Origin of the sequence: Brachybacterium halotolerans, from assembly GCF_016623465.1 — a bacterium.
GTDB lineage: Bacteria > Actinomycetota > Actinomycetes > Actinomycetales > Dermabacteraceae > Brachybacterium > Brachybacterium halotolerans.
In genome coordinates this window covers 373,979-396,312 of the sequence record NZ_JAEDAJ010000003.1, presented here as the reverse complement: position 1 = coordinate 396,312, position 22,334 = coordinate 373,979, and the positions used below count along the sequence as shown (strand labels likewise).

Below are 22,334 nucleotides of genomic sequence, written 5' to 3'. Positions count from 1 at the left end.
CACACACCCCCTCCCCCGCGATCCACGAGAGGCACCGACATGGCCACCAGGAACGACCGCGAGAGCGTGTTCACGACGCTGCGCAGCGAGATCCTCGAGGGCGAACTCGCCCCCGGCGCTCCCCTGCGTGAAACGGCTCTGGCCAGCCGTTTCGAGGTCTCGCGCACGCCTGTGCGCGATGCTCTGTCGCGGCTCGAGCAGGCGGGGCTGGCCGTGCGCGCGGCGCGCGGTCTCGCCGTGCGCGGGGTGGACCCCCAGGTGATCCTGCAGGCGCACGACGCGCGCATCCCGCTCGAGGAGCAGATCGCCGGCGATGCCGCCGTGCACCGCACCGTGCAGGACGTGCTGCGGCTCGAGGCGCTCCTGGACCGCGACCGCGCACTCGAGGACTACGACCCCGCCGAGCTCGCCCGCCGCGACCTCGCCGCCCATCGGGCGCTGTGGACCGCCGCGCAGAACCCGGTGCTCAGCGAGCTGCTGGAGGCCCTGGCGGTCCACCTGGCACCCGGAGCGAGCGCGCTGCTCGAGGTGCAGGGGCGCTGGGAGGACTCCCTGGCCTCCCGCACCGAGATGCTGCGGGCCATCGGCGACCGGGATGCGGCGGCAGCGCGCGCGATCGCCCGCTCACGCCACGAGGCCGACCGCGAGGCCCGTCTGCAGCTGCTGCGCGAGGCCACGATCGCCGAGGCCGCACGGACCGAGGACGAGCCCCGCACCTGACCCGTCGCGAACGTCAGCGCAGGTCAGGCCCGCTCGCGCACCTCGCCCACGGAGGCGCTCAGGTCGGCGGCGAACGCCTGCGCCTCCTCATCGTCGAGGTCGTGCACGGTGATGCGCAGGTGCTGGTCGGCCGACGCTCCGGCGCGAGGGGCCGTCGGCCCGTCGTCGGCCCCGAGGTCGAACTCGGCGCCGGTACGCACGAGCCATCCGCGGCGCATCAGACGCTCGGAGACCGCTCGGGCATCGACCCCGCACCCCACCCACAGACTCATCCCGTCCTGCTCCGCGACCTCGAGATCGCGAGCTCGCAGGAGCTCGCGCATCCGGGTACTGCGATCGGCGTAGTGGGCGGCGGCGCAGTCGATGAGGGCGCGGGAGTCCTCGTCGGAGAGGAGGGCGTGCGCGATGCGCTGCAGGAGGTGGCTGACCCAGGTGGTGCCGGGGCTCAGGCGCAGGGCGAGGCGGGAGGCGGTGCGCTCGTCGGAGGCGACCAGCGCGAGGCACAGATCGGGTCCCAGGAACTTCGAGACCGAGCGGACCAGGGCCCAGCGCTCGTGCCCTGGACCGACGATCGAGCGGAACGGGCCGCGGGCGAGCATCGAGTAGTAGTCGTCCTCGATGACAAGTACGAACGGGTGGTGGGCCAGCACCGTGCGCAGCTGCTCGGCGCGGCGCGCGCTGAGCGAGGCCCCGGTGGGGTTCTGGGCGCGCGGGGTGCAGACGATCGCACGGACACCCGCCTCGAGCGCGGCCGTCAGGCCATCGACGGTCATGCCCTCGTCGTCGACGGGGATGCCGACGGGCCGGTAGCCGCCCAGGCGCACGGTCTGGATGCTCGCGAGGAAGCAGGGGTCCTCGAGGCCCACGGCGTCGTCGCGCTCGAGGACCTGGGCGAGGAGACGCTCGATCGCATCGACGGCGCCGCCGGTGACGGTGATGTGCCGGGTCGAGGGGACATCCGGTTCCATCCACTGGCGCGCCCACGCCTCGAGACCGGCGTCGACCACGGGCTCGCCGTACAGCACCGGTCGGCCGGTGACCGCGCGCAGCGCCCGGGAGGGATCGGGGATGAAGCGCGGGGCCGGGTTGCCGCTCGCGACGTCGCGCAGCGGGCCCGCCGGTGCGGCGCCCTCCTGGGGGATGCGGGCACGCCCCGCGATGCGGGTGCCGGCACGGCCCTGGGCGACCACGATGCCTGCACGCGACAGCCGGCGATAGGCGGCGACGGCGGTGTTGCGGTTGACCCCCACCTGCTCGGCCAGGGTGCGGACGGGCGGGAGCGGGTCGCCGGCGCCCAGCACGCCGCGCTCGACGAGCCCGCGCACGCTGTCCGCGATCTCGAGGGCGGTGGATCCGGTGATGCCGACGGTGGGCGCGGCGCTCGACGCAGCGGTCGACGCGGTGGTGGGGGCGCTGTCCTGCGCGTTCACCGTCTGCTGCTCGCCGTCGTCCACGCTCGGCAGTCTAGGCGGCGGACCGTCGGCCGAACGACCCTCGAAATACGGCCCGGGCCGTGCTACTTTTTGGCCTAGGTCATAGTTCCCACGGCCGCGCACCATTACTCGCCGCGGGGAACCGCCACCGCACACCCCCGCTTCACCCATCCACGCTCGCACCCGTGCACCCCGAGGAGACGCCATGAGCGCACCCGCATCCACCACCCCTGCCACCAGCGCCGACGCCGCGCAGGAGCCCGCCGCGGGCACCGTCCGCGTCAAGCGCGGACTCGCCGAGATGCTCAAGGGCGGCGTGATCATGGACGTCGTCGACGCCGAGCAGGCGAGGATCGCGCAGGACGCGGGCGCCGTGGCGGTGATGGCCCTGGAGCGCGTGCCCGCCGACATCCGCGCTCAGGGAGGCGTCGCCCGCATGAGCGACCCGCAGCTCATCGAGCAGATCCAGCAGGCCGTCACGATCCCCGTGATGGCGAAGGCCCGCATCGGACACTTCGTCGAGGCGCAGATCCTGCAGGAGCTGGGCGTGGACTACGTGGACGAGTCCGAGGTCCTCTCCCCCGCCGACCACGCCCACCACATCGCCAAGCAGGACTTCACCGTGCCGTTCGTGTGCGGGGCGACGAACCTCGGCGAGGCACTGCGGCGCATCGCCGAGGGCGCCGCGATGATCCGCTCCAAGGGCGAGGCCGGCACCGGCGACGTCTCCGAGGCGACCCGCCACATCCGCACCATCCGCGCCGAGATCCGCCGCCTCGCCTCCCTGACCGAGGAGGAGCTCTACGTCGCCGCGAAGGAGCTGCAGGCCCCGTATCCGCTGGTCGCGGAGGTCGCGGCGACCGGGACACTGCCCGTCGTCCTCTTCACCGCCGGCGGCATCGCCACCCCGGCCGACGCCGCGATGATGATGCAGCTCGGGGCCGACGGCGTCTTCGTCGGCTCGGGCATCTTCACCTCCGGCGACCCCGCGAAGCGCGCCGCGGCGATCGTGCAGGCGACGACCTTCCACGACGACCCCGCCGTGGTCGCCGACGTCTCGCGCGGGCTCGGCAAGGCCATGGTCGGCATCAGCGTCGCGGACCTCCCCGCGCCCCACCGCCTGGCCGAGCGCGGCTGGTGAGCCCCGAGGCGGCCGATGGAGCGCGCGAGGAGAGCGACCGCGCCGAGGTGCGTGTCGGGGTCCTCGCCCTGCAGGGCGACGTGCGCGAGCACGAGGCCGTGCTGCGGGGCCTGGGCGCCCACGTGGTGCGCGTGCGCCGGCCGGCGGATCTCGAGGGTCTGGACGCGCTCGTGCTGCCGGGCGGCGAGTCCAGCGTCATCGACCGCCTCTCCCGGCTCACGGGCCTGCGCGACCCGCTGCGCGATCGCATCCGCGAGGGTCTCCCGGTGCTCGGCACCTGCGCGGGTCTCATCCTGCTCGCCGACCGGATCCTCGATGCCGCACCGGGCCAGGAGACGCTCGGCGGCCTCGACGTGCTGGTGCGCCGCAACGCCTTCGGCACCCAGACCGACTCCTTCGAGACCGCCCTGGTCACGCCCGCGTTCGATGGGCCGCCCGTGCTCAGCGCCTTCATCCGCGCTCCGCTCGTCGAGGAGCTCGGCGGGGGCACGGCGGGGAGGGACGCCGCTGTCGAGGTGCTCGCGTCCCTGCCCGACGGCCGCGTGGTCGGGGTGCGCCAGGGCGACCGCATCGGCCTGGCCTTCCACCCGGAGGTCACCGGCGAGGACCGCTTCCATCGCCAGCTGGTCGAGGCCGCACGACGGCGGACCGACGACACCGCGATGGAACGGACGGCCCGGGACATGCCGTGCGCGCGCGGATAGCCTGAGTACCTCGGTCCTGTTCCCGCCGTCGCCGCCCCATCGGGTGCCGCGAGGTAAGAGGAGGCCGTCGTCCGCCGTTGCGAAGGAGCCCGAAGATGAGCACGCCACCCACCTCGTCGACCGTGCCGTCGCCCGCCCCGTCGAACGTCCCGTGGCGCACGCTCGCCGCGGGTCAGGTCTCCCGGATCCGCGTGTGGGAGCGTGGCAGCGGCGCGATCCGGACGGTCCACGTCTCCTCCGAGCGCCTCTTCGAGGCGCCGAATTGGCGGGCCGACGGGCAGCTGCTCGTGAACGCCGAGGGCGCGCTGTGGACCCTCCCGTCCGACGGCTCGCAGGACCCTCAGCGGGTCGACGCGCCCGGCCTGCCGCCCGTGAACAACGACCACGTGCTCGCCCCGGACGGCACCGGAGTCTTCGCCTCCGCGAGCGACCACCACATCTGGCACGTCCCCTTCGACGGCTCCCCGATCCGCCGGGCGACCAGCGAGGACGGCGTCTGGCACTTCCTGCACGGCGTGAGCCCCGACGGGGCTCTGCTCGGCTACGTGCGCATCGAGCTCAGCGGCGAGGACGCCTGGTCGCGGGCCCTGATCCACACGATCCGCGCCGACGGCTCTGACGACCGGAGCGTCACCACCGATCCCGGTCCGGCCGACGGCTGCGAATGGACGCCCGACGGCTCCTGGATCCTGCTGAACACCGAGCAGTTCTCGACGACGCCGGGCCACGCGCAGCTCGCCCGGGTGCGGCCCGACGGCACCGGCATCGAGCAGCTGACCTTCGACGAGCGCGTGAACTGGTTCCCGCACATCGCCCCCACCGGCGACGTCGCCGTCTACCTGAGCTTCCCGCCCGGCACGGTCGGGCACCCCGCGGACCGCCCCGTCGAGCTGCGCATGGTCGACGTCGACGACTGGACGAGGCCGACGACACTGCTCGCCCTCGACGGCGGCCAGGGCACGATCAATGTCCCCAGCTGGGCGCCCGACGGCTCGGCCTTCGCCTTCGTCGACTACCCGTTCCCGGACGCCCCGCTGCCCGACGAACCGGCCACATGAGCCGACGCCCCTGCAGGCGCGGAGTGGTCCCGCTGGCACCTCACCGGGCGGCGCAGCTGCGGAACGCCGAGGTCACGGCGCCGTGGGATGCCGCAGCACCGGACGTGGTCCCGCCCGGCTTCCGCAGGATCGAGCACACTGCGCCGCTGGCCCGGCGCGATCTGGACGGCGCCGTCCAGGACCTGCTCCCGTGGCGGATGCACACGCGTGCAGGCCTCGAGGTCGCCGTCGACCCCGGCCCCGATCGGGAGGGCGCCGCGCACCCCGGCGACGTCATCGAGCTGCGCCTCGGCGTCGGGCCGCTCGGCGTCCGCGCACCGTGCCGCGTCCTCCAGGTCTTCGAGGAGCCCGACCGCCGCGGTCTCACCTACGGCACGCTCCCCGGGCATCCGGAGGCCGGGATCGAGCGCTTCGAGGTCGTCCGAGCGGCCGACGGCGCGCTGCGGCTGAGGATCTCCGGATACTCGCGGCCCGGCTCTCCTCTGGTCAGGGCCGGAGCCCCGCTCGCGCGGATCGTCCAGGAGCGCATCACGCGCCGGTACCTGCGGGCTCTGGACGAGGGATGACGAGACGGCCGGCCCCTCGCATGGAGGGACCGGCCGTCGGCCGATCACACGCGGACCCTCAGCGGTGCTCCGCGGGGGTCAGCGGGTCAGGTGGGTCGTGGCGCTCAGGCGCCGGGGTTGACCAGGCCCTTCGTGCTGCGCGCGTTCTCGAACCGCGCCTGGACATCCGCCCAGTTCACGATGTTCCAGATCGCCTTCACATAATCAGCCTTCACGTTCTGGTAATCCAGGTAGAACGCGTGCTCCCACATGTCCAGCTGGAACAGCGGCACCGTCGCGACCGGGATCCCGTTCTGCTGATCGTAGAACTGCTCGATCACCAGGTTCCCCGCGATCGGCTCATACGCCAGGATCGCCCAGCCCGACCCCTGGATCCCCAGGGCCGCCGCCGTGAACTGCGCCTGGAACGCATCGAACGACCCGAAGAACTCATCGATCGCGGACGCCAGCTCACCCGTGGGCTTGTCCCCACCCTCCGGCGAGAGGTTCTTCCAGAAGATCGAGTGGTTCGTGTGACCACCCAGGTTGAACGCCAGATCCTTCGACAGCTGGTTGATCGCACCGAAATCGTTCGCCTCGCGCGCCGCCGCCAGCTTGTCCAGCGCCGTGTTCGCGCCCTTCACGTACGTCGCATGGTGCTTGTCATGGTGCAGCTCCATGATCCGGCCCGAGATATGGGGCTCCAGCGCCGCGTAGTCATAATCGAGATCGGGAAGCGTGTACTCCGCCATCGTGGATTCCTCTCCTGTCGCTGATAGGACGCCTTCGACGGTAGGACTTCAAGTGCACGTGAGGTCAAGGGCCGGGGGCTCAGGGCACGGGACTGGGCGCGCGGCGTCAGACCCGGTGCGTCACCGGGCGAGGCGCTCCAGGAAGCGCTCGCGGTCGACGGGGGCGCGGTCGATCTCGCCTTCACCCACGATCCGGCCGCGGGCATCGGTCGCCCGGACGGTGAAGATCCAGGTGCGCTGCGCCGGGTCGGCGGGCCCCTCGGCCGTGATCTCGACCGTCCCGCCCACGGGCGTCGGCACCGCGTGCACGATCCGCACGGCCGTGCCCACGCTCGTGCGTCCCTCATCGAGGTGCGCGGAGGCCGCGCGGACGGTCTCGGCCTCCATCCAGGCGAGCAGTCGGGGCGTCGCGAGCACGGGGACGTCCCCGCTCCCGAGCGCCTGTGCGGTGTCGTTCTCGGTCACGTCGTACGAGGTCATGCGGGCGCCTCTCCTGAGCAGGGGCGGACGACGCTATCACCGCGGATTGACCTCAAGCGCGCGTGAGGTTCTACCGTCGAGGGATGCGGGATCGCCCGCGACGAGCGAGGAGCGAGCGAGGAAGGAGCCGCGAGCGTGACCTATGTGATCGCCCTGCCCTGCGTGGACGTGAAGGATCGCGCCTGCGTGGACGAATGCCCCGTGGACTGCATCTACGAGGGGAATCGGTCGCTGTACATCCAGCCCGACGAGTGCGTGGACTGCGGCGCCTGCGAGCCCGTCTGCCCCGTCGAGGCCATCTTCTACGAGGACGATCTGCCCGACGAGTGGGCCGACTACTACAACGCCAACGTCGAGTTCTTCGACGAGCTCGGCGCCCCCGGCGGTGCCGCGAAGACCGGTGTCATCGACAAGGACCACCCGCTCATCGAGGCGCTGCCCCCGCAGGAGAATCCTCTGGAGTGAGCGTCCGCTCGTCGGCGTCCGGGCCCTGACGCCGACGTCGACGTCACGGCAGCGACGGGAAGCGGACCCCCGTGAGCTGCTCCGAGGCGACCCAGAGTCGGCGCGCGACCTCGGGGTCCCGCGCCCGGCGCGAACGTCCCACGAGCACCGGTGCGCCCCTGCTCTCCATGAGACGGCTGGGGCCCGCATAGCTGTTCCCCGGAATGTCGCTCACCGCGGCGTAGAGCGAGGGCAGGGCACCCGCGTCCTCACTCTGCAGGAGCACGCGGAAGGCTGCGCTCCGGAGCCTCTCGCCCCTCGGGTGGGCTCCGCTGCTGCGCATCAGGTTCGTCGACGACACGCCGGGGTGCGCCGCGACGGCGATCACGGGGGATCCGGCGGCGCTCAGTCGACGCTGCAGCTCCGCGGTGAACAGCAGGTTCGCGAGCTTGGACTGCCCGTACGCCGCCATCGGGCGGTAGCGGCGACGCGTCCATTCCAGGTCGTCGAAATCGATGCGCCCCATGCGGTGGCCCACCGATGACACCGTCACCACGCGGTCCCGGATCCGGTCGAGCAGCAGGTTGGTGAGGGCGAAGTGCCCGAAGTGGTTGGTGCCCATCTGCAGCTCGAAGCCCTGGGCGGTGCGGGAGAACGGAGGCACCATCACCCCCGCGTTGTTGATCAGGACGTCGATGGACTCCGGGGCGGCCTGAGTGAACTCGCGCACGGAGTCGAGATCGGCGAGATCCAGCCGACGCACCTCCACGTCGCCCGCCATCGTCGACACGGCGCTCTCGCCCTTCTCGACCGAGCGCACGGCGAGGATGACATGGGCGCCGCGGGAGGCCAGCACCCGTGCGGCCGCCCTGCCGATCCCGCTGTTCGCGCCGGTGACGACGATGGTGCGGCCGCTCTGGTCGGGCACGCTGGAACTCGTGAATGTAGTCATGGGCAACACCGTAGACACCGACAACATAGTAGTCAATGGCTAGATCGCCCTATGCTGGGACGGTGACCCCCTCCGCCGACGTCCGTCCGTACCACCACGGGAACCTCCGCACGGCACTGCTCGAGGCGGCCGAGCGCAGGCTCGCCGAGCACGGCGCCGATGGCATCGCCCTGCGTGATCTCGCACGCGAGATCGGCGTCAGCCACGCGGCGCCCCGCCGGCACTTCGCGGATCGCCAGGCCCTGCTGGACGCGCTCGCGATCTCGGGCTTCGCCCGCCTGGACGAGAGGCTGCGTGCCGCGGTCGACGACGCGGCGGCGGACTCCTCCTCGCGCATGCGAGCGGTCGCCTCGACCTACACGCGCTTCGCCACCGAGAACGCCTCTCTGCTCGACCTCATGTACACGAGCAAGCACCGGCCGGGCGGTGAGGCCATCCTCGAGGCCGCCGAGGCGCCGTTCTCGCTGCTCTCCGACCTGATCGAGCAGGGACAGCGCGAGAACACCCTGACCCGTGAAGATCTGACGGGGAGCGCGACCGTGCTCTTCGCATCCCTGCACGGCATCGCCACGATGATCAACGGAAGCTTCGTGCCCGCCGCGCAGCTCGAGGGTCTGACGGACATCGCCGTCAGCCAGTTCCTGCAGGCGGCGGGACCCGCGCCGGTCGCCGATCAGCGCTGAGGGTCGCTTCCGCGGGTACGGGCACGGGCACAGGCACGGACGCGGGCTCGGGACCTGCTCGCTCCCGTGCACGGGAGTCGGGACGCTGCGGCGGGTGCACGAGCGTCACCAGCACCACCGAGATCATCATCAGCAGCAGCCAGGCCACCATCTTCGTCAGCGGCACCGGCTCCCATCCCGCCTGCTGGTGCGGGTAGATCCAGGCGCCGGCGGCGGTCCCGACGTTCTCCGCGACCCACAGGAAGAACGCGGTGCCGGCGAAGGCCGCGAGCACCGGCATGCGATGCCAGGCGCCGCCGCGGTGGTTGCGAAAGCTCATCATGCACCTGCCGAACAGTAGCCCCACCAGCACGAGCAGCACCCAGCGGGCGTCGGGCAGGAAGTGGTGGGTGAAGAAGTTCGCGTAGATCGCCGCCGCGAGCAGCGCCGTCGCCCATCGCGGCGGGTAGCGCGTGAACCGCAGATCGAACAGCCGCATCACGCGCACCATGTACGAGCCGACGGCGGCGTACATGAACCCCGTGTACAGCGGGACAGCGCCGATGCGCAGCAGGCCCTCGCCCTCGTACTCCCACGAGCCGACGTGGGTCTTGAACACCTCCATCGCCGTGCCCGCGACATGGAACAGCACGATCGTGCCCATCTCGCGCAGGGTCTCCAGGCGCAGCGCGAGCATGACGACCTGCAGCGCGAGCGCGGCAATCACCAGGGCATCCGCCCGCGCGAGCGGCGCACCCTCGGGGTACAGCAGCCGCGCGAGCACGAGAAGGGCGAGCATCGAGGCGCCGAACACGCACGCCCACGCCTGCTTGAGCGTGAAGACCACGAGCTCGAGGGCGCGCAGCCGCCACGGACCGGCGTTCTCGGCGAGCGCGCGCGTACGCCGGTGCGCCCAGGCATCGATCCGCTGCTCGAGCGGGGTGAAGGTGCGCGAGCGAGCGTCGGACCGGGCGCGCTGTTCACGGATGTCGTCCCCCATGCGGAAAGGCTAGGAAGATCCTCCGTGCCACGGGCGTGGGAACGACGCAGGTCGGGGAGAGGAATCGCGTCGCCCCTGGGGAGATCCTGTGTGCTAGGCCGCGCGCCGGCCACCGGCGCTGCCGTCCACGGGGATGCAGAGCACCGTGCTTCGCCGTCACCCGGCGCGGGGCGGGCCTCCGATGACGTTCGCTCCGGGGGGCGGAGAGATCGGCCCGCGCACGAGGGGGTCGTCTGTCTCGCGCATCCAGGTCTCCACGCGTGCTCTCATCTCGACCAGGACGTCCCCGTAGGCGGGGTCGTCGACGAGATTGCGGGTTTCGGCCGGGTCGAGCTGGAGATCGAAGAGCATCTCCGTCTCCGGCGCCAGGTCGCCCCATCCCCGATCCACGAGGTAGTCCTTGCTGGGTCCCGCATCGGTGTGCTCGAGGATCCTGTGGTCGAGCGCTCGGAACGCGCGGACGTATGCGAAGCGCTCGGTGCGCACGGAACGCTGCGGCTCGTAGTCCACGTGGTAGGTGAGCTCGGCATGGACGGCGTCGTGCAGCGTGGCCTCCTCGTCCTCGAGAACGGGCGCCAGCGACGTGCCGCGCAGCCCCTCGGGGGCGGGCACCTCCGCGAACTCGCAGAGGGTGGGGAACAGGTCCAACTGGCTGACCAGCGCGTCGCTCACGGTGCCGGAGCGGATGCCCGGTCCGCGCATCATCAGCATGACTCCGAGGCCGCCGTCGGTGAGCGTGCATTTCATCCCCGGGAACGCTGGGCCGTGGTCCGTCGTGCACACGACGAGCGTGTGATCGGCGATCCCGGCGCGATCGACCGCGTCCAGCACCGCGCCCACCGCGTCGTCGAGACGCCGCACGCTCGCCGAATATCCCGCCATGTCCTCGCGGGTCTCCGGCGAGTCCGGCAGGTGCGCCGGCGCCCGCAGATAGCGGGCGTCGTCCTGCGGCCCCGGCTCCGGGAAGCGCCGGTGGGTCTCGATGAAGCCGATCTCGAGGTAGAACGGCTCCTCGTGCTCACCCGACACGAACTGGGCCGCGACCGGCCCCACGTCGACGGCCGAGTGGCTGTCGACCGGCAGGATCTCGTCGAATCCGAGGAGGGCCGGGTCCTCGGAGACGTGCTGCACGCCCGCGAGGGCCGTGCGATAGCCCGATCTGCCCAGGACGTGACTCAGATGCTCCGTGGGATCGGTGAGGGAGAAGCCCCGATGGCTGAGACCCAGCATCCCGACCTCGTGCGGCCAGCGCCCGGTGAGCAGCGCCGCTCGGCTCGGGGAGCACGTCGGCGACGCGGAGAAGGCATGCCGGAAGACGATTCCCTGCTCGGCGAATCGCTGCATCCGCGGGGTGGGCGCGGCGTACCCGTACGGGCTGATCCAGCGCCCCGTGTCGTGGGAGTTCAGATAGATGATGTTCGGTCTCACGGGATCATCCTTCAGCGGCTTCGGCGAGGGCCTTCTCGTACTCGTCCTTCATGGCGTCCCCGCCGTTCTTCTTCCAGGTCGCCACGGCATCGGCCCACGCGCTCACGGGCTTGCGCCCCTGGATGATGTCGCTCTCGATGTCGCCCAGGGCGCTGCCGATCTGCTTGCCCTTGCGCGACTGCGTCTCGGAGTAGAGGCCGGTCGTCGGGTTCTTCACGGCGTTCGGGATCGAGGCGGCCTCCGCCGCGTGCTGGTCCTTGGTCACCTCGGGCGCGCCGGGGGTGAAGTTCACCCACGGCCCCTGGCCGACGTACCGCAGGGCCAGCTGGGTCTCGTTGCGGCCCTTCTCCGTCAGCACGGGGTCGGTTCCCTTGAGCTCGTGGTCCACCCCTTCGATGCCGAACATCTTGAAGGTGTACTCCTCGCTGCCGAACGGGGCCGCGAAGTAGTTGAGGACGTCCAGCAGCGCCTCGGCCCGGTCCTCGGCCTTCTTGCTGATCGCAGTGATGTTCTGCGAGGTCGGACCGTGCCAGATCGGTGCCGTTCCCCCGCCGTCGGCCTTGGGCGGCTGGAGGACGTTCAGTCGGAACCCGTCGGGGAGGGGGTAGTTCTGGAAGTCGGCCCAGGCGGTGAGCGTCCCCTGCAGCAGCGGCGTGGTGCCGTTGATGACCCAGGTCTTCTGCTTCGGGCCGTCCGCCGTGAAGGCATCCGGATGGAGCAGTCCGTCCTTGACCATCGCGCGCACCGCCTCGAGGGCATCCTCCTGCCGTTCGTGCTCGTTCGCACTGGTCAGCTTGCCGTCGGCCTCGGACCAGCCGTTGGGGATCTCAAACATCTCGCGCACGAACTGGGTGGGTGCGCCGCCGAGAGCCCATTGCTTGCCGCCGGTGAGCTCGCGGCACGCGTCGGTGAAGTCCTCCAGGGAATCGGAGGTCACCTCCACGCCCTTGTCCGCGAGGAAGTCCTTCCGCGTGTACATGACGATGGACTGCATGCCTCCGCGGGGGATCGGAATGGCGAAGATCTTCCCGCCGTAGACGCAGGCCTGCCAGGTCTCGGTGGAGATGTTCGCCAGGAACGGGTACTTCTTGACGGCGTCGCCGGACAGCAGGTCGGTGAGGTCCGCGGCCTTCGCGGAGAGCATCGCGGGAAGGCTCGGCACGTCGCCCGGGAAGAAGGTGAAGATCTCCGGCAGCTTGTCGCCGGCCAGCGTCGTCTGGAACCGGTCCGCGAAGTCTCCCGTGGGGACCACGGTCACCTTCATCGTGCAGCCCAGGCGCTTGTTGAGCTCCTGCCAGTACTTGTTCTTGTCCATCGCCGGCGGTGCGGGGTTGTTCGTCAGGGCGAACACCCCGAAGTCCTTCCCGTCGCCGGGGGTGCCCTCCGTGACCTTCTCGGGCTTCTCCGGATAGGTCAGCATGGCGTCGCTGACCCCGTTCTCACCGGGCAGGTCGAATTCGATGCCCTTGTAGGGGATGTGGCTCGGGAACACGGCGTCCGAGTTGTCGCCGACGGCCGCGCTGCCGCGGCCCTCGTTGCTGCATCCGGCGACGGTGAGAGCGCCGAGGGCGCCCGCTCCGAGTGCGCCGACGCCGAAGGCGCGTCGGGAGAGGCCTCGTGCGGCGGATCCGGTGGGGTTGTGCGTGGTGCTGTCCATGGTCTGACTCCTCATCGAGTGTGCGGACTGGTCGGGACTGGTCGGGAGACCTCAGGTGAGTGCGGGGTCGGCCGCTGCGGGGCTCATCCCTTGACCGCGCCGGTGAGCATGCCCTTGGCGAAGTGGCGCTGGAGGAAGGGGTAGACGATCAGCACCGGCAGCACGGAGACCACGAGGATCGCCATCTGCAGGGAGATCTGCGGAGGCAGAGAGGCGCCGTCGATGCCGATGTCCTGGCTGCCGAGCTGGGTCCCCTGCACCACGTAGGTGCGCAGGACCATCTGCAGCGGCCACTTGCTGTTGTCGTTGAGGTACAGCAGGGCGTTGAAGAACGAGTTCCAGTAGCCGACGGCGTAGAACAGGCCGACCACGGCGAACACGGCCTTGGACAGCGGCAGCCCGATCCGCAGGAACAGCTGCAGCTCGCCGGCTCCGTCCACCTTCGCGGAGTCGAGGATCTCCTGGGGCAGCTGCACGAAGAAGGAGCGCACGACCACCACGTTGAAGGCGGAGACGCAGGTGGGGATGATGAGCGCCCAGAGCGTGTCGAGCAGCCCCAGCTGCTGCACGACCAGGTACCCGGGGATGATGCCGGGCCCGAACAGCAGGCTGATGAGCACGATCAGCAGCAGGGGCCGGTTGCCGAAGGTGCCCCGGCGGCTGAGCGCCCAGCCCAGGGATGCGGTGAGGGCGAGGCTGATCGCCGTGCCGACCACGGTCACGAAGATCGAGACCCCGAGGGCGCGGGTGACCACGCCGCCCGCGAAGATCAGTCGGTACGAGTCGAAGTCGAGCCCCTTGGGGAGCAGCACGAAGCCGCCCGCGTCGGTGACCTGCTCGGGGGTGGCGATCGACGTGGAGACGACCCCGATGAAGGGGACGACCACCGCCGCGCAGCAGATCAGGAGGACGATGCCCTTGATGACCGACTCGACCGGCCCGGGCGTCGGGATGCCGTCGATCATGCGCCGACGACGCCTCCGCTTCGGGGCCTCCGGTGCGGGTGCCGCGGTGGGGCGGGTGCTCTGTGCGGTGCTCATGCCTTGTACACGCCTTCCTCGCCGAACATGTGCGCGATCTTGTTGGCGCCGAGCACGAGGATCAGTCCGACGATCCCCTTGACCAGGCCGACGGCCGCCGCGACTCCCCAGTACCCGCCGACGACGCCGTTGTTGTAGACGTACGTGTCCAGGACCTGGGCGACGCCGGTGCCCACGGCGTCCTGCTGGAGGATCAGCTGCTCGAATCCGACGGAGAGTGAGTCGCCGAGCTTGAGGATGAACAGCATGATGATGATCGGCCGCATGCCCGGCAGGGTCACGTGCCAGGTCTGACGCCAGCGCGAGGCACCGTCGACCGAGGCGGCCTCGTAGAGGGACTTGTCGATGCCGGCGAGCACGGCGAGGAACAGGATCGTCGCCCAGCCGGTGTCCTTCCAGATGACCTGCGAGGTGAGGAGCGCGTAGAAGACGTCGGCGTTGCCGATGATGTCCAGCGCCTTCCAGCCGTGGTCCTGGAGGAAGTTGTTGAGCAGTCCTGCTCCGCCCAGCATCTGCTGGAACAGCGCCACCACGATCACCCACGAGAGGAAGTGCGGGAGGTAGAGGACGGACTGCACGGCCTGGCGGATCTTGTTCGACACGAGGCTGTGCAGGGTCAGGGCCAGCAGGATCGGGGCCGGGAACACGAACACCGTCTGGAGCAGGGTGATGATCAGGGTGTTCTTCAGGGCGTTGAGGAACTCCGGATCCCCGTTGAACAGGATCGAGAAGTTCTCGAAGCCCACCCACAGGCTCTTCCCGATGCCGAGGTACGGCTGATAGTCCTGGAAGGCGATGACGTTCCCGCCGAGCGCCAGGTAGTGGAACGTGACGATGACGGCGATGCCCGGGAGTGCGAGCAGCAGCACGGTGCGGTCGCGCCACATGCGCTTGTACCAGGGCAGCCGGCGACGGCGGAGACGTCGGCACGAGCCACGGGACGCGGCGGGTGCCTCCTCGGGACCGGTCGACCCGGCCGTCCGGTCCGCGGGCGGAGGGCTCAGGTTCTGGGTGCTTGACGTCTGTTCGAGGGTCACGAGGGCCCTCCCTTCTGCAGGCCGTCCACCGTCCGTGGGCGGTGAGCGGGAATGGGATCTGACGGGTGAGAAAGCGGTTACCGAACGGCTGGGATCTCACCCGGGGCATTGGGATGAGCAGGTCTCGGCGTGGGGGATCCGGGAGACCGGGCGCGAGGATCAGGGGGACGACTCCGTCCAAGTGATCGATCACTTGATTCCCACGTTAGAGGGTGCGGTATCACCTGACAAGGGGGCAATGCGCTTGCCGCCGGTTGCCACGTCGTCCACGGCTGGGGCCCGACTCGCGTGCGCCGTCGGCACGCGGGAAGATGCAGGTGCAGAGGCCGTGGTCACGGTCGACCGGGGCGTCGCACGGCCGAAAAGCGGGTGCGACGCGCACACGAGGAGAGGACCCGAGCGGGGACGCGACGCCGGGATCGGGAGAAGAGGATTGAGATGTCGGGGCTGACGGGCAGGGCGACCATCTGGCAGGTCGCCGCGCGCGCCGGGGTCTCCCACCAGACGGTGTCGCGATTCATCAACGGGGACCCGCGCATGCGCCCCGAGACGCGGGCGCGCGTCGCGGCATCGGTCCGCGAGCTCGGCTACCGCCCCAATCTGGCGGCTCGCTCCATGCGCACGCAGCGCAACCAGCGCGTGGCCGTGGTGCTCCCCCCGATGATCCACCAGGGTCTCGCGATGGCGCTGGGCGGTGCCGTCCTCGCCGCCAACGAGCAGGGGTACGCGGTGCAGGTGGTCAGCGAGAGCGGCGACCTCGAGGACCGTGCGGACCGCGTGCGGGAGATCGCGGAGTCCGGCGATGTCGACGGCGTGCTCGCGCTGATCCCGCTTCCCCCGGAGACACGGAGCGCCTCACCGAGCAGAGCCGCCGTCGTGATCGCCGACGACTACGACGAGGGCTCGCGCTCGATCGGAGAGCTCGCCGACGCGAGTCCGATCGCGGAGATGATCGAGCGTCTCGCAGAGCTCGGGCATCGCCGATTCCTCCACGTCACGGGCGAACTGCGCTTCCACTCCGCTCGCGAGCGGAAGCGGCTCTTCGTCGCGACGATCGAACGGCTCGGCCTGGGACCGGCGCGTGTGCACGAGGGGGCCTGGACGGCGCAGGCGGGGCGCGAGGCGGTCAGCGCTCTCGACGACGACGATCGGCCGACGGCGATCATCACGGCGTGCGACCCCACTGCCGCGGGCGTCCTGGAAGCGGCCTCGGAGCGCGGCTGGTCGGTCCCCGGGGATCTCAGCGTCACGGGCTGGGACAACCACGTCCTGGGCGCGAACATGCGGCCCTCGCTGACCACGGTCGACACGGACCACCGGCAGCTGGGGCGCAATCTCATGCGCCGGCTGACGGCATCGCTGCGCAACGAGGACCCGCCGGACGACGAGGCGCCCCTGAACGAGATCCTCTGGCGAGGCTCAACAGGCCCGACGCCCCGCTGATCGGGCACTGCCCACGAGGACGTGCTGTCACCCGCAGCCTGCGGGCCTCCTCCACCGGCGCGATCCGCCCTCACTCCCCCAGCCTCGTCGCGACGCCCGCGAGCACCATCGCCAGCTGGGTCTCGAACCGCTCGTGAGGATCGGCCCGCAGGTGCCCCGTGCGGCGCACGAGGGGAGCGCCCTCCCCGATGAACGCGTCCCGGGACTCGGCGTCGTAGCGCTCGGGATCCTCCTGCGCGGACTGCGCGCGCTCCTGCTCCTCGATGACGAAGCCGACCACGAAGGCGGTCACGAGCTCTGCGGCGTCGACGGCCGTCTCGAGCGGGACCCCGTCGGCCGTCCACGCCTCGAGCCACGGTTCCTGTGCGCGCAGCACGTCGGGGTCGGTGAGCCGGGTGCCGCTGAAGGTGCGGGCGCCGTCGCGGTGCAGCAGGTACTCGCGACGCAGAGCCCGCGCGTAGTCGCCGAGCGACTCCTGGGGGCTCGCCCCGGCCCGGGGAGCGGAGGCCGCCATCACCCGCCGCTGGATCTCGGTCCCCATCTCGTCGAGAAGCTCCTGCTTGCCTCTCACGTGCCAGTAGAGAGCGGGCGCCCTGACGTCGAGCCGGGAGGCGACCGCGCGCACGGTGACCGCGTCCGCCCCCTTCTCGTCGAGCACCTCGAGGGCCGCCTCCACGATGCGCTGCCTGGTGATCCCCTTCGCCATGCTTGACACCTTAACAAAGTTAAAGCAACCTGTTCGCGTCACTGAACTTAGTTAAGGCAGAGGAGCGTCCCATGCGCGCAGCCGTCGTCACCACACCCGACAGCCTCCCCACGGCCACCGACTTCGCCGACCCCGAGCCCCAGCAGGGCGAGGAGCTGATGACCCTGGTGGGTGCCGGCATCCATCAGGTCGTGCGCTCGATCGCGTCCGGTCGCCATTACGGGAGCACGAACCGCTACCCGCTCGTGCCCGGGATCGACGCCGTCGCGCGCCGTGCCGACGGCTCCCTCGTGTACACGGGTTTCTCGCGGGCTCCCTGGGGCACCATGGCCACCTCCATGGCCACGTCCTTCGGGCTCCCGCTCCCCTCCGGCGCCGATCCCCTCGCGATCGCCGCGGGGATGAACCCGGCCATGTCGGGCTACCTCCCTTTGGTGGACCACCGCGAGACGCACGGTGAGCTGGGCACCGTGCTCGTCCTCGGCGCCACCGGCATGGCAGGGCGCGCCGCCGTGCAGTCCGCCCTCGCCCTCGGAGCGACGAGCGTGATCGCCGCCGGACGTGACGAGCAGTCCCTGGCCGAGCTCGCCTCGCTCGGTGCGCGTCCCGCGGCGACCGGGCACTCTCCGGAGCCGCTCGCCGCGGAGGTCGCCCGCTCCACGCCGTCCCTCGTGCTCGACTACGTCTGGGGCCCCGTCGCGGAGGCGACCTTCGCCGCTCTCGGGCGACGCGGACTCGGGGACGATGCCGCGCAGATCTCCTACGTCCAGATCGGAAGCCTCGCAGGAGCCGACGCGTCCCTTCCCGCAAGCCTCCTTCGCAGCCGGCGCATCTCCCTCAGCGGCAGCGGAGCGGGCTCGGTGGACACGCAGAAGCTGATGGCACGGCTGCCCGGCCTGATGCACCTGATCGCCGACGGCACGCTGCAGATCCCCTACACGTCGTATCCCCTCGCGCGGGTGGCCGAGGCCTGGCAGCACGCCGGGCGGGACCGTGCGGTGGTGGTGCCCGACTGAGAGGGGCCCGACATCGCGTCGTCGGTGTTCCGAGCCGTCACGAGTCCCCGATGCCGCTCGAACACCGGCACCCGATCTCAGACGCCTCTGGTCGCGAGGAACTCCGCCACGGCGACATCGAACCGGTCCGGGCGCTCGAGGTTCGGATAGTGGGCGACGCCGGGGATCTCCACGTACTCCCCCTCAGGCACCGACGCGGCGAGCCGCTCCCCCATCGCCCGGTGATCGGTGCCGTCCAGCGCCCCGCACAGGGCGAGGACGGGAATCTCGATCCGCCCCACGCGCTCCCAGGTCCCGGTGACCGGGCTGAACGGGATCGGCGCGATCGGGGTGCCGTTCGCGTCGACCCGCAGGTGGTGGGCCACCGTTTCGCGAGCCATGGTCTCCACGAGGTCGACCACTGCGGGATCCACGTCGGACCTCCCGCGCTGCGGCCCGGCCGTGAACTCGCTGAACACGGCGATCCATGTCTCGAGATCGCCCGCAGCCTCCGCCGCCTGCCACCTCTGGAAGACGTCGAGGCACCAGGGATCGGTGAAGGTCGGCTCGCTCGTCCCCGTGCCGCTCACCACCAGCGCGGAGGCCCGCCCGGGATGCTCGAGCGCGACGTCGACCGCGGTGCCCCCGCCCATGGAGATCCCCACGAGCACCGCACGCTCGATGTCGAGAGCGTCGAGCAGCGCGACGACGTCGTCGGCCAGCCGGTAGGGGCCCTCGGCGTCGGAGGACCCTCCGTGCCCCCGGGCATCGGGCACGATGAGTCGACGATCGGGGAACGCTCCGAGCTGCGGGCCCCACATCCGGTGGTCCACGGCCCCGCCGTGCAGGAGGACCAGGGGATCCCTCCCTCCGGTCTCCGGAGAGGACGGCGGGATGTCGAGATGGGCGATGGTCTGGTCAGCGAGCACGAGCCGGCGCGTCGTCGGGTTCATGACAACCAGGTTGTCATATTGGCACTACGATGACAACCCAGGTGTCATACTTCTGGGGTGAGCACACCCCTGGAACCCGATGCCCTCGCAGATCGCCTCGCCGAGGTCTACGTCGCGATCGGACCGGTGTACCGCACGGTCGCGCGGATCGTGGAGCGCAGCGAGACGGACATGGGCATGTCCATGGGAGTGCGCAACGTGCTGGACCAGCTGCGCCGCGGTGGGGATCGCACGGTCCCCCAGCTCGCCCGCGCCCAGGACCTGAGCCGACAGTTCGTCCAGCGGATGGTCAACGACGCTGCCGCGGTCGGCTTCGTCGAGCTCCGCGAGAACCCCGCGCATCGCCGCTCGTCCCTCGTGCACCTGACCGGGGCCGGCGAGGAGGCCATCGCCGCCGTGGCGGCGCGCGAGCACGCGCTGATGGCCCGTGTGGGCGGGGGGATTACGGAGGCGGAGATCGACGCGACGCTGCGGGTCCTGCACCAGATGCGGCTCGCCCTCGAGCAGATCGACGAGCGGTCCTCGTCCTCCTGCTGAGGAGCTGGCAGGCAGCGCGTGGCTGCGGCGGCGCGTCGCCGCTCACCGGCCCGAGAGGACCACGCGCCCCGGGGTCTCCCGCGAGAAGCGCATGCGGGTGCAGTCACCAGCCCGCTCCAGGTCGACCACGATTCAAGCCCGCGTGCGAGTCGCCGTTCGCGCCCATGATCCCTCGAGGGAGCCGCACGCGTCGTCGGGCGTGGAAGAGGCCCCCTCCAAGTGGAGGGGGCCTCTGTCCGTCATGCCTGGTGGAGACTAGGGGGATCGAACCCCTGACCTGAAGCTTGCAAAGCTACCGCTCTACCAACTGAGCTAAGTCCCCGTATTCGAGCTCTCGGATGGGCTCAGGACTTCGACTGCTGCTCGCTGATCTTCTCGGCCTCGGCCCAGAGATCGTTCTCGAGCTTGTCCGCCTCGACCTTGCGCCACACCAGGATGCCTGCGACGGCGCTGGAGACGAGGACCGCGGAGTACGTGAGCAGCTTCTTCATCGGAACCTCCGAAAGCGTGGGAGTGGGCCTAACTGGACTTGAACCAGTGACCTCTGTCTTATCAGGACAGCGCTCTAACCGACTGAGCTATAGGCCCGTGTGCTGCGGATCCGGATCACCGGGCCGCACCGACGCTCAACTGTAGCGAAGCGTGTGCTTCCGCGTCCAACCCGACGGTGGCCCTGTACCGGACATCACAGGCCTCTGACCGGGCAGTCCCTGAGCGGGGCGTCCCGACCGGGCCGTGAGCCGGAGCTCGAGCACGCGCCCTCTGGTCCCGCCTCACCCGCGCCCCATCCCTTACGGCTTCGTCACAGGTGTCGACGTCCTTCGCACACAGGAGCAGACTCGTGTCGACCGCGCGTCCCGTCGACCGCCGATGCCGCCCGGTCGGGAAGGAGCGCCGCATCGTGGTCGATCTGCACTCGCGGCCGAGCACGGGACGGGATCCGCGACGGCCGGCCGCGCCGCGCCGTCCGCGCGGCATCCCGTGGTGGTCGGCCCTTGCCGGGATCGCGTCGGGCCTGGTCCTGCTCGCCCTGTCCGGGCTGTGCTCCCTCGCCTTCAGCTCCTCGTCGGCCCCGCTGATCGCGGTGGGCGGAGCCTTCGTCGACGTGGTCCCAGCCTGGTTGAAGGACCTGGTCATCGGGCTGTTCGGCACGCGCGACAAGCTCGTGCTCGACATCTCGATGCTGCTCGTGTACGCCGTGGTGACGGGACTGATCGGGGTGCTCGGCGCGAGACATCCGCGGGCGGCGGCCGTCCTGCTCGCACTGCTCGGCGCCGCCGCCGGCGTCTTCGTGTTCACGCGGGCCCAGAACTCCGCGGCCGACGTGGTGCCGACCCTCGTCGGCACGGTTCTCGCGGTGGTGATCTTGCGCGCGCTGCTCAGCAGGTCCGGTCCATCCCCGTCGGCCCACGGGCACGGCGGGCGGGACAAGCCCGCCCCTGCCACCGCGCCCTCCCCTGCCGCTCCGACGTCCCCTGCCGACGCGCCACCCCGCAGAGCGCTCATCGCGGGCACGGGAGTGCTCGCCGCCATCGTCGCCGCGGGCGCGCAGGGCATCGCGACCAGCCGCGATCTGAGCCGGAAGGTTGCGCAGTTCGTGCTGCCCACCCCTCGGAAGCGCGCGGCACCGATCCCGGCCGGGGCACAGGTCGACGTCGCGGGGATGCCGCCGTTCGTCACCCCGAACGGCGACTTCTACCGCATCGACACTGCTCTCGCGGTGCCCCGCGTGGACCCCACGAGCTGGAGCCTGCGCATCCATGGCCTCGTGGACCAGGAGATCGAGCTCGATTTCTCTCAGCTTCTCGCCGAGCCCATGATCGAATCCCATGTGACGCTCACCTGCGTCTCCAATGTCGTGGGCGGCGATCTCGCGGGCAACGCCACGTGGATCGGGGTGCCCGTCGCCCGGCTCCTCGAGCGCGCCGGCGTGCAGGACGGAGCCGACATGGTCCTCTCCCGCTCGACCGACGGCTTCACCGCCTCGACCCCGCTCGAGGCGCTCACCGACGGACGCGACTCGCTGCTCGCCGTGGGCATGAACGGCTCCCCGCTGCCGCCCGAGCACGGCTACCCGGTGCGGATGGTCGTCCCCGGGCTCTACGGCTACGTCTCGGCGACCAAATGGCTCACGGAGCTCACGGTCACCCGCTTCGCCGACCAGACCGCGTACTGGACCTCCCGGGGCTGGTCGGAGCGCGGCCCCATCAAGACCGCCTCGCGCATCGACGTCCCCCGCGAGGGCAAGGACCTCGAGGTCGACGGGGACGGCGCCGTGATGCTCGGCGGGACCGCATGGGCGCAGCACCGCGGCGTGCGCGCCGTGCAGGTGCAGATCGACGACGGGGACTGGCTCGACGCCGAGCTGGGCACGGCGGTCACGTCCGACACCTGGACCCAGTGGGCCCTGCGCTGGGCCGACGCGCGTCCCGGAAAGCACACGGCGCGCGTGCGAGCGACGGACGGCACGGGCGAGCTCCAGACCTCGCAGCACGCAGATCCCGCCCCGAACGGCTCGAGCGGCTGGCACACCATCCGCTTCACCGTCGCCTGAGACGGGCCGGGCGGGGGCCGCAGTCGCCCACAGGGGGCGCCCCGGTCCGGCCTGTCGCCCACCGGCATATACCGGACCCCTCTGCCGTATATG

At 70.9% G+C, this 22,334-nt stretch carries 23 protein-coding genes and 2 tRNA genes; 11 read left to right on the top strand and 14 right to left on the bottom strand.

What is annotated here, in order from left to right; genetic code table 11:
• The first annotated feature begins 39 nt into the window (after positions 1 to 39).
• A complete protein-coding gene (locus I8D64_RS08320) occupies positions 40 to 720 on the top strand; it encodes a GntR family transcriptional regulator (protein WP_200502010.1) in 681 nt (226 codons plus the stop codon).
• A 23-nt stretch (positions 721 to 743) separates the two neighbouring features.
• Here I8D64_RS08320 and I8D64_RS08315 read toward each other — a convergent pair whose 3' ends face one another.
• Positions 744 to 2,081, bottom strand: coding sequence for an aminotransferase class I/II-fold pyridoxal phosphate-dependent enzyme (locus I8D64_RS08315; RefSeq protein WP_343068504.1), 1,338 nt, complete (start codon positions 2,079 to 2,081; stop codon positions 744 to 746).
• Positions 2,082 to 2,358: 277 nt separating this feature from the next.
• Between I8D64_RS08315 and pdxS the strand changes: the two genes are divergently transcribed.
• From pdxS to I8D64_RS08295, 4 genes are all read left to right on the top strand, one after another.
• On the top strand, positions 2,359 to 3,294 hold the full coding sequence (gene pdxS, locus I8D64_RS08310; protein ID WP_200502008.1) for a pyridoxal 5'-phosphate synthase lyase subunit PdxS: 936 nt from the start codon (positions 2,359 to 2,361) through the stop codon (positions 3,292 to 3,294).
• On the top strand, positions 3,291 to 3,998 hold the full coding sequence (gene pdxT, locus I8D64_RS08305) for a pyridoxal 5'-phosphate synthase glutaminase subunit PdxT (protein ID WP_343068491.1): 708 nt from the start codon (positions 3,291 to 3,293) through the stop codon (positions 3,996 to 3,998). Before pdxS ends, pdxT begins: the two co-directional genes overlap by 4 nt.
• Positions 3,999 to 4,093: 95 nt before the next feature.
• Positions 4,094 to 5,056, top strand: a complete 963-nt coding sequence (locus I8D64_RS08300) for a TolB family protein (protein ID WP_214651123.1) — start codon at positions 4,094 to 4,096, stop codon at positions 5,054 to 5,056.
• Positions 5,053 to 5,622 carry a DUF1990 domain-containing protein gene (locus I8D64_RS08295; RefSeq protein WP_200502007.1) on the top strand — a complete coding sequence of 190 codons (570 nt, stop codon included), beginning with the start codon at positions 5,053 to 5,055 and terminating at the stop codon, positions 5,620 to 5,622. Before I8D64_RS08300 ends, I8D64_RS08295 begins: the two co-directional genes overlap by 4 nt.
• A gap of 104 nt (positions 5,623 to 5,726) precedes the next feature.
• On the opposite strand, the gene I8D64_RS08290 is transcribed toward I8D64_RS08295, so the two are convergent.
• Together I8D64_RS08290 and I8D64_RS08285 are read right to left on the bottom strand one after the other, a co-directional pair.
• Complete coding sequence (locus I8D64_RS08290) at positions 5,727 to 6,353, bottom strand: superoxide dismutase (RefSeq protein ID WP_200502006.1); 627 nt, start codon at positions 6,351 to 6,353, stop codon at positions 5,727 to 5,729.
• Between the two features lie 120 nt (positions 6,354 to 6,473).
• Positions 6,474 to 6,833, bottom strand: coding sequence for a thioesterase family protein (locus I8D64_RS08285; protein ID WP_200502005.1), 360 nt, complete (start codon positions 6,831 to 6,833; stop codon positions 6,474 to 6,476).
• A 135-nt stretch (positions 6,834 to 6,968) separates the two neighbouring features.
• On the opposite strand from I8D64_RS08285, the gene fdxA reads away from it, so the two are divergent.
• Positions 6,969 to 7,298 carry a ferredoxin gene (fdxA, locus tag I8D64_RS08280; protein ID WP_200502004.1) on the top strand — a complete coding sequence of 110 codons (330 nt, stop codon included), beginning with the start codon at positions 6,969 to 6,971 and terminating at the stop codon, positions 7,296 to 7,298.
• Positions 7,299 to 7,341: 43 nt separating this feature from the next.
• Here fdxA and I8D64_RS08275 read toward each other — a convergent pair whose 3' ends face one another.
• Positions 7,342 to 8,229, bottom strand: coding sequence for an oxidoreductase (locus I8D64_RS08275; protein ID WP_200502003.1), 888 nt, complete (start codon positions 8,227 to 8,229; stop codon positions 7,342 to 7,344).
• A 62-nt stretch (positions 8,230 to 8,291) separates the two neighbouring features.
• Here I8D64_RS08275 and I8D64_RS08270 point away from each other — a divergent pair, with 62 nt between their 5' ends.
• Positions 8,292 to 8,912 carry a WHG domain-containing protein gene (locus tag I8D64_RS08270; protein WP_200502002.1) on the top strand — a complete coding sequence of 207 codons (621 nt, stop codon included), beginning with the start codon at positions 8,292 to 8,294 and terminating at the stop codon, positions 8,910 to 8,912.
• Here the strand turns inward: I8D64_RS08270 and I8D64_RS08265 are convergent.
• The 5 genes from I8D64_RS08265 to I8D64_RS08245 form a co-directional block, all read right to left on the bottom strand.
• Entirely contained in the window at positions 8,860 to 9,891 is a 1,032-nt protein-coding gene (locus I8D64_RS08265; RefSeq protein WP_200502001.1) for a DUF817 domain-containing protein, read from the bottom strand. The two genes, I8D64_RS08270 and I8D64_RS08265, sit on opposite strands and share 53 nt — an antisense overlap.
• A 156-nt stretch (positions 9,892 to 10,047) precedes the next feature.
• Positions 10,048 to 11,319: a sulfatase-like hydrolase/transferase gene (locus I8D64_RS08260; RefSeq protein WP_200502000.1), complete on the bottom strand. Its 1,272-nt coding sequence runs from the start codon at positions 11,317 to 11,319 to the stop codon at positions 10,048 to 10,050.
• A 4-nt stretch (positions 11,320 to 11,323) separates the two neighbouring features.
• Positions 11,324 to 12,976, bottom strand: coding sequence for an extracellular solute-binding protein (locus tag I8D64_RS08255; RefSeq protein ID WP_200501999.1), 1,653 nt, complete (start codon positions 12,974 to 12,976; stop codon positions 11,324 to 11,326).
• Between the two features lie 83 nt (positions 12,977 to 13,059).
• Positions 13,060 to 14,016, bottom strand: a complete 957-nt coding sequence (locus tag I8D64_RS08250; RefSeq protein WP_246482850.1) for a carbohydrate ABC transporter permease — start codon at positions 14,014 to 14,016, stop codon at positions 13,060 to 13,062.
• Positions 14,013 to 15,053 (bottom strand): ABC transporter permease, encoded by a 1,041-nt coding sequence (locus I8D64_RS08245; protein ID WP_343068488.1) that lies wholly within the window; start codon positions 15,051 to 15,053, stop codon positions 14,013 to 14,015. The genes I8D64_RS08250 and I8D64_RS08245 overlap by 4 nt, the downstream gene beginning before the upstream one ends.
• 438 nt (positions 15,054 to 15,491) lie before the next feature.
• Between I8D64_RS08245 and I8D64_RS08240 the strand changes: the two genes are divergently transcribed.
• Complete coding sequence (locus I8D64_RS08240; protein WP_200501998.1) at positions 15,492 to 16,496, top strand: LacI family DNA-binding transcriptional regulator; 1,005 nt, start codon at positions 15,492 to 15,494, stop codon at positions 16,494 to 16,496.
• A 70-nt stretch (positions 16,497 to 16,566) separates the two neighbouring features.
• On the opposite strand, the gene I8D64_RS08235 is transcribed toward I8D64_RS08240, so the two are convergent.
• Positions 16,567 to 17,202, bottom strand: a complete 636-nt coding sequence (locus I8D64_RS08235; protein ID WP_200501997.1) for a TetR/AcrR family transcriptional regulator C-terminal domain-containing protein — start codon at positions 17,200 to 17,202, stop codon at positions 16,567 to 16,569.
• A gap of 71 nt (positions 17,203 to 17,273) precedes the next feature.
• Between I8D64_RS08235 and I8D64_RS08230 the strand changes: the two genes are divergently transcribed.
• On the top strand, positions 17,274 to 18,218 hold the full coding sequence (locus I8D64_RS08230) for a quinone oxidoreductase family protein (protein ID WP_200501996.1): 945 nt from the start codon (positions 17,274 to 17,276) through the stop codon (positions 18,216 to 18,218).
• A 77-nt stretch (positions 18,219 to 18,295) separates the two neighbouring features.
• On the opposite strand, the gene I8D64_RS08225 is transcribed toward I8D64_RS08230, so the two are convergent.
• The gene (locus I8D64_RS08225; protein WP_200501995.1) at positions 18,296 to 19,150 is read right to left on the bottom strand and encodes an alpha/beta fold hydrolase; all 855 of its coding nucleotides are present in this window, start codon (positions 19,148 to 19,150) and stop codon (positions 18,296 to 18,298) included.
• Between the two features lie 57 nt (positions 19,151 to 19,207).
• Between I8D64_RS08225 and I8D64_RS08220 the strand changes: the two genes are divergently transcribed.
• Entirely contained in the window at positions 19,208 to 19,687 is a 480-nt protein-coding gene (locus tag I8D64_RS08220; protein WP_200501994.1) for a MarR family transcriptional regulator, read from the top strand.
• Between the two features lie 246 nt (positions 19,688 to 19,933).
• Here I8D64_RS08220 and I8D64_RS08215 read toward each other — a convergent pair.
• The 3 genes from I8D64_RS08215 to I8D64_RS08205 form a co-directional block, all read right to left on the bottom strand.
• A tRNA-Ala gene (locus I8D64_RS08215) sits at positions 19,934 to 20,009 on the bottom strand.
• 22 nt (positions 20,010 to 20,031) lie between these two features.
• The gene (locus I8D64_RS08210; protein ID WP_193636328.1) at positions 20,032 to 20,178 is read right to left on the bottom strand and encodes a DLW-39 family protein; all 147 of its coding nucleotides are present in this window, start codon (positions 20,176 to 20,178) and stop codon (positions 20,032 to 20,034) included.
• Positions 20,179 to 20,201: 23 nt separating this feature from the next.
• Positions 20,202 to 20,275, bottom strand: a tRNA-Ile gene (locus I8D64_RS08205).
• Between the two features lie 313 nt (positions 20,276 to 20,588).
• Here I8D64_RS08205 and I8D64_RS08200 point away from each other — a divergent pair.
• Positions 20,589 to 22,241, top strand: coding sequence for a molybdopterin-dependent oxidoreductase (locus I8D64_RS08200; protein ID WP_343068487.1), 1,653 nt, complete (start codon positions 20,589 to 20,591; stop codon positions 22,239 to 22,241).
• Positions 22,242 to 22,334: the final 93 nt, after the last annotated feature.

What these genes read in the sequence shown, in the direction of transcription:
- I8D64_RS08255 (WP_200501999.1), bottom strand. Translation starts at nt 12,976, where the DNA reads ATGGACAGCACCACGCACAACCCCACCGGATCCGCCGCACGAGGCCTC.
- I8D64_RS08295 (WP_200502007.1), top strand. Translation starts at nt 5,053, where the DNA reads ATGAGCCGACGCCCCTGCAGGCGCGGAGTGGTCCCGCTGGCACCTCAC.
- I8D64_RS08210 (WP_193636328.1), bottom strand. Translation starts at nt 20,178, where the DNA reads ATGAAGAAGCTGCTCACGTACTCCGCGGTCCTCGTCTCCAGCGCCGTC.
- pdxS (WP_200502008.1), top strand. Translation starts at nt 2,359, where the DNA reads ATGAGCGCACCCGCATCCACCACCCCTGCCACCAGCGCCGACGCCGCG.
- I8D64_RS08320 (WP_200502010.1), top strand. Translation starts at nt 40, where the DNA reads ATGGCCACCAGGAACGACCGCGAGAGCGTGTTCACGACGCTGCGCAGC.
- I8D64_RS08290 (WP_200502006.1), bottom strand. Translation starts at nt 6,353, where the DNA reads ATGGCGGAGTACACGCTTCCCGATCTCGATTATGACTACGCGGCGCTG.
- I8D64_RS08230 (WP_200501996.1), top strand. Translation starts at nt 17,274, where the DNA reads ATGCGCGCAGCCGTCGTCACCACACCCGACAGCCTCCCCACGGCCACC.
- I8D64_RS08240 (WP_200501998.1), top strand. Translation starts at nt 15,492, where the DNA reads ATGTCGGGGCTGACGGGCAGGGCGACCATCTGGCAGGTCGCCGCGCGC.
- I8D64_RS08250 (WP_246482850.1), bottom strand. Translation starts at nt 14,016, where the DNA reads ATGAGCACCGCACAGAGCACCCGCCCCACCGCGGCACCCGCACCGGAG.
- I8D64_RS08225 (WP_200501995.1), bottom strand. Translation starts at nt 19,150, where the DNA reads ATGAACCCGACGACGCGCCGGCTCGTGCTCGCTGACCAGACCATCGCC.
- I8D64_RS08275 (WP_200502003.1), bottom strand. Translation starts at nt 8,229, where the DNA reads ATGACTACATTCACGAGTTCCAGCGTGCCCGACCAGAGCGGCCGCACC.
- I8D64_RS08235 (WP_200501997.1), bottom strand. Translation starts at nt 17,202, where the DNA reads ATGGCGAAGGGGATCACCAGGCAGCGCATCGTGGAGGCGGCCCTCGAG.
- I8D64_RS08285 (WP_200502005.1), bottom strand. Translation starts at nt 6,833, where the DNA reads ATGACCTCGTACGACGTGACCGAGAACGACACCGCACAGGCGCTCGGG.
- I8D64_RS08300 (WP_214651123.1), top strand. Translation starts at nt 4,094, where the DNA reads ATGAGCACGCCACCCACCTCGTCGACCGTGCCGTCGCCCGCCCCGTCG.
- I8D64_RS08265 (WP_200502001.1), bottom strand. Translation starts at nt 9,891, where the DNA reads ATGGGGGACGACATCCGTGAACAGCGCGCCCGGTCCGACGCTCGCTCG.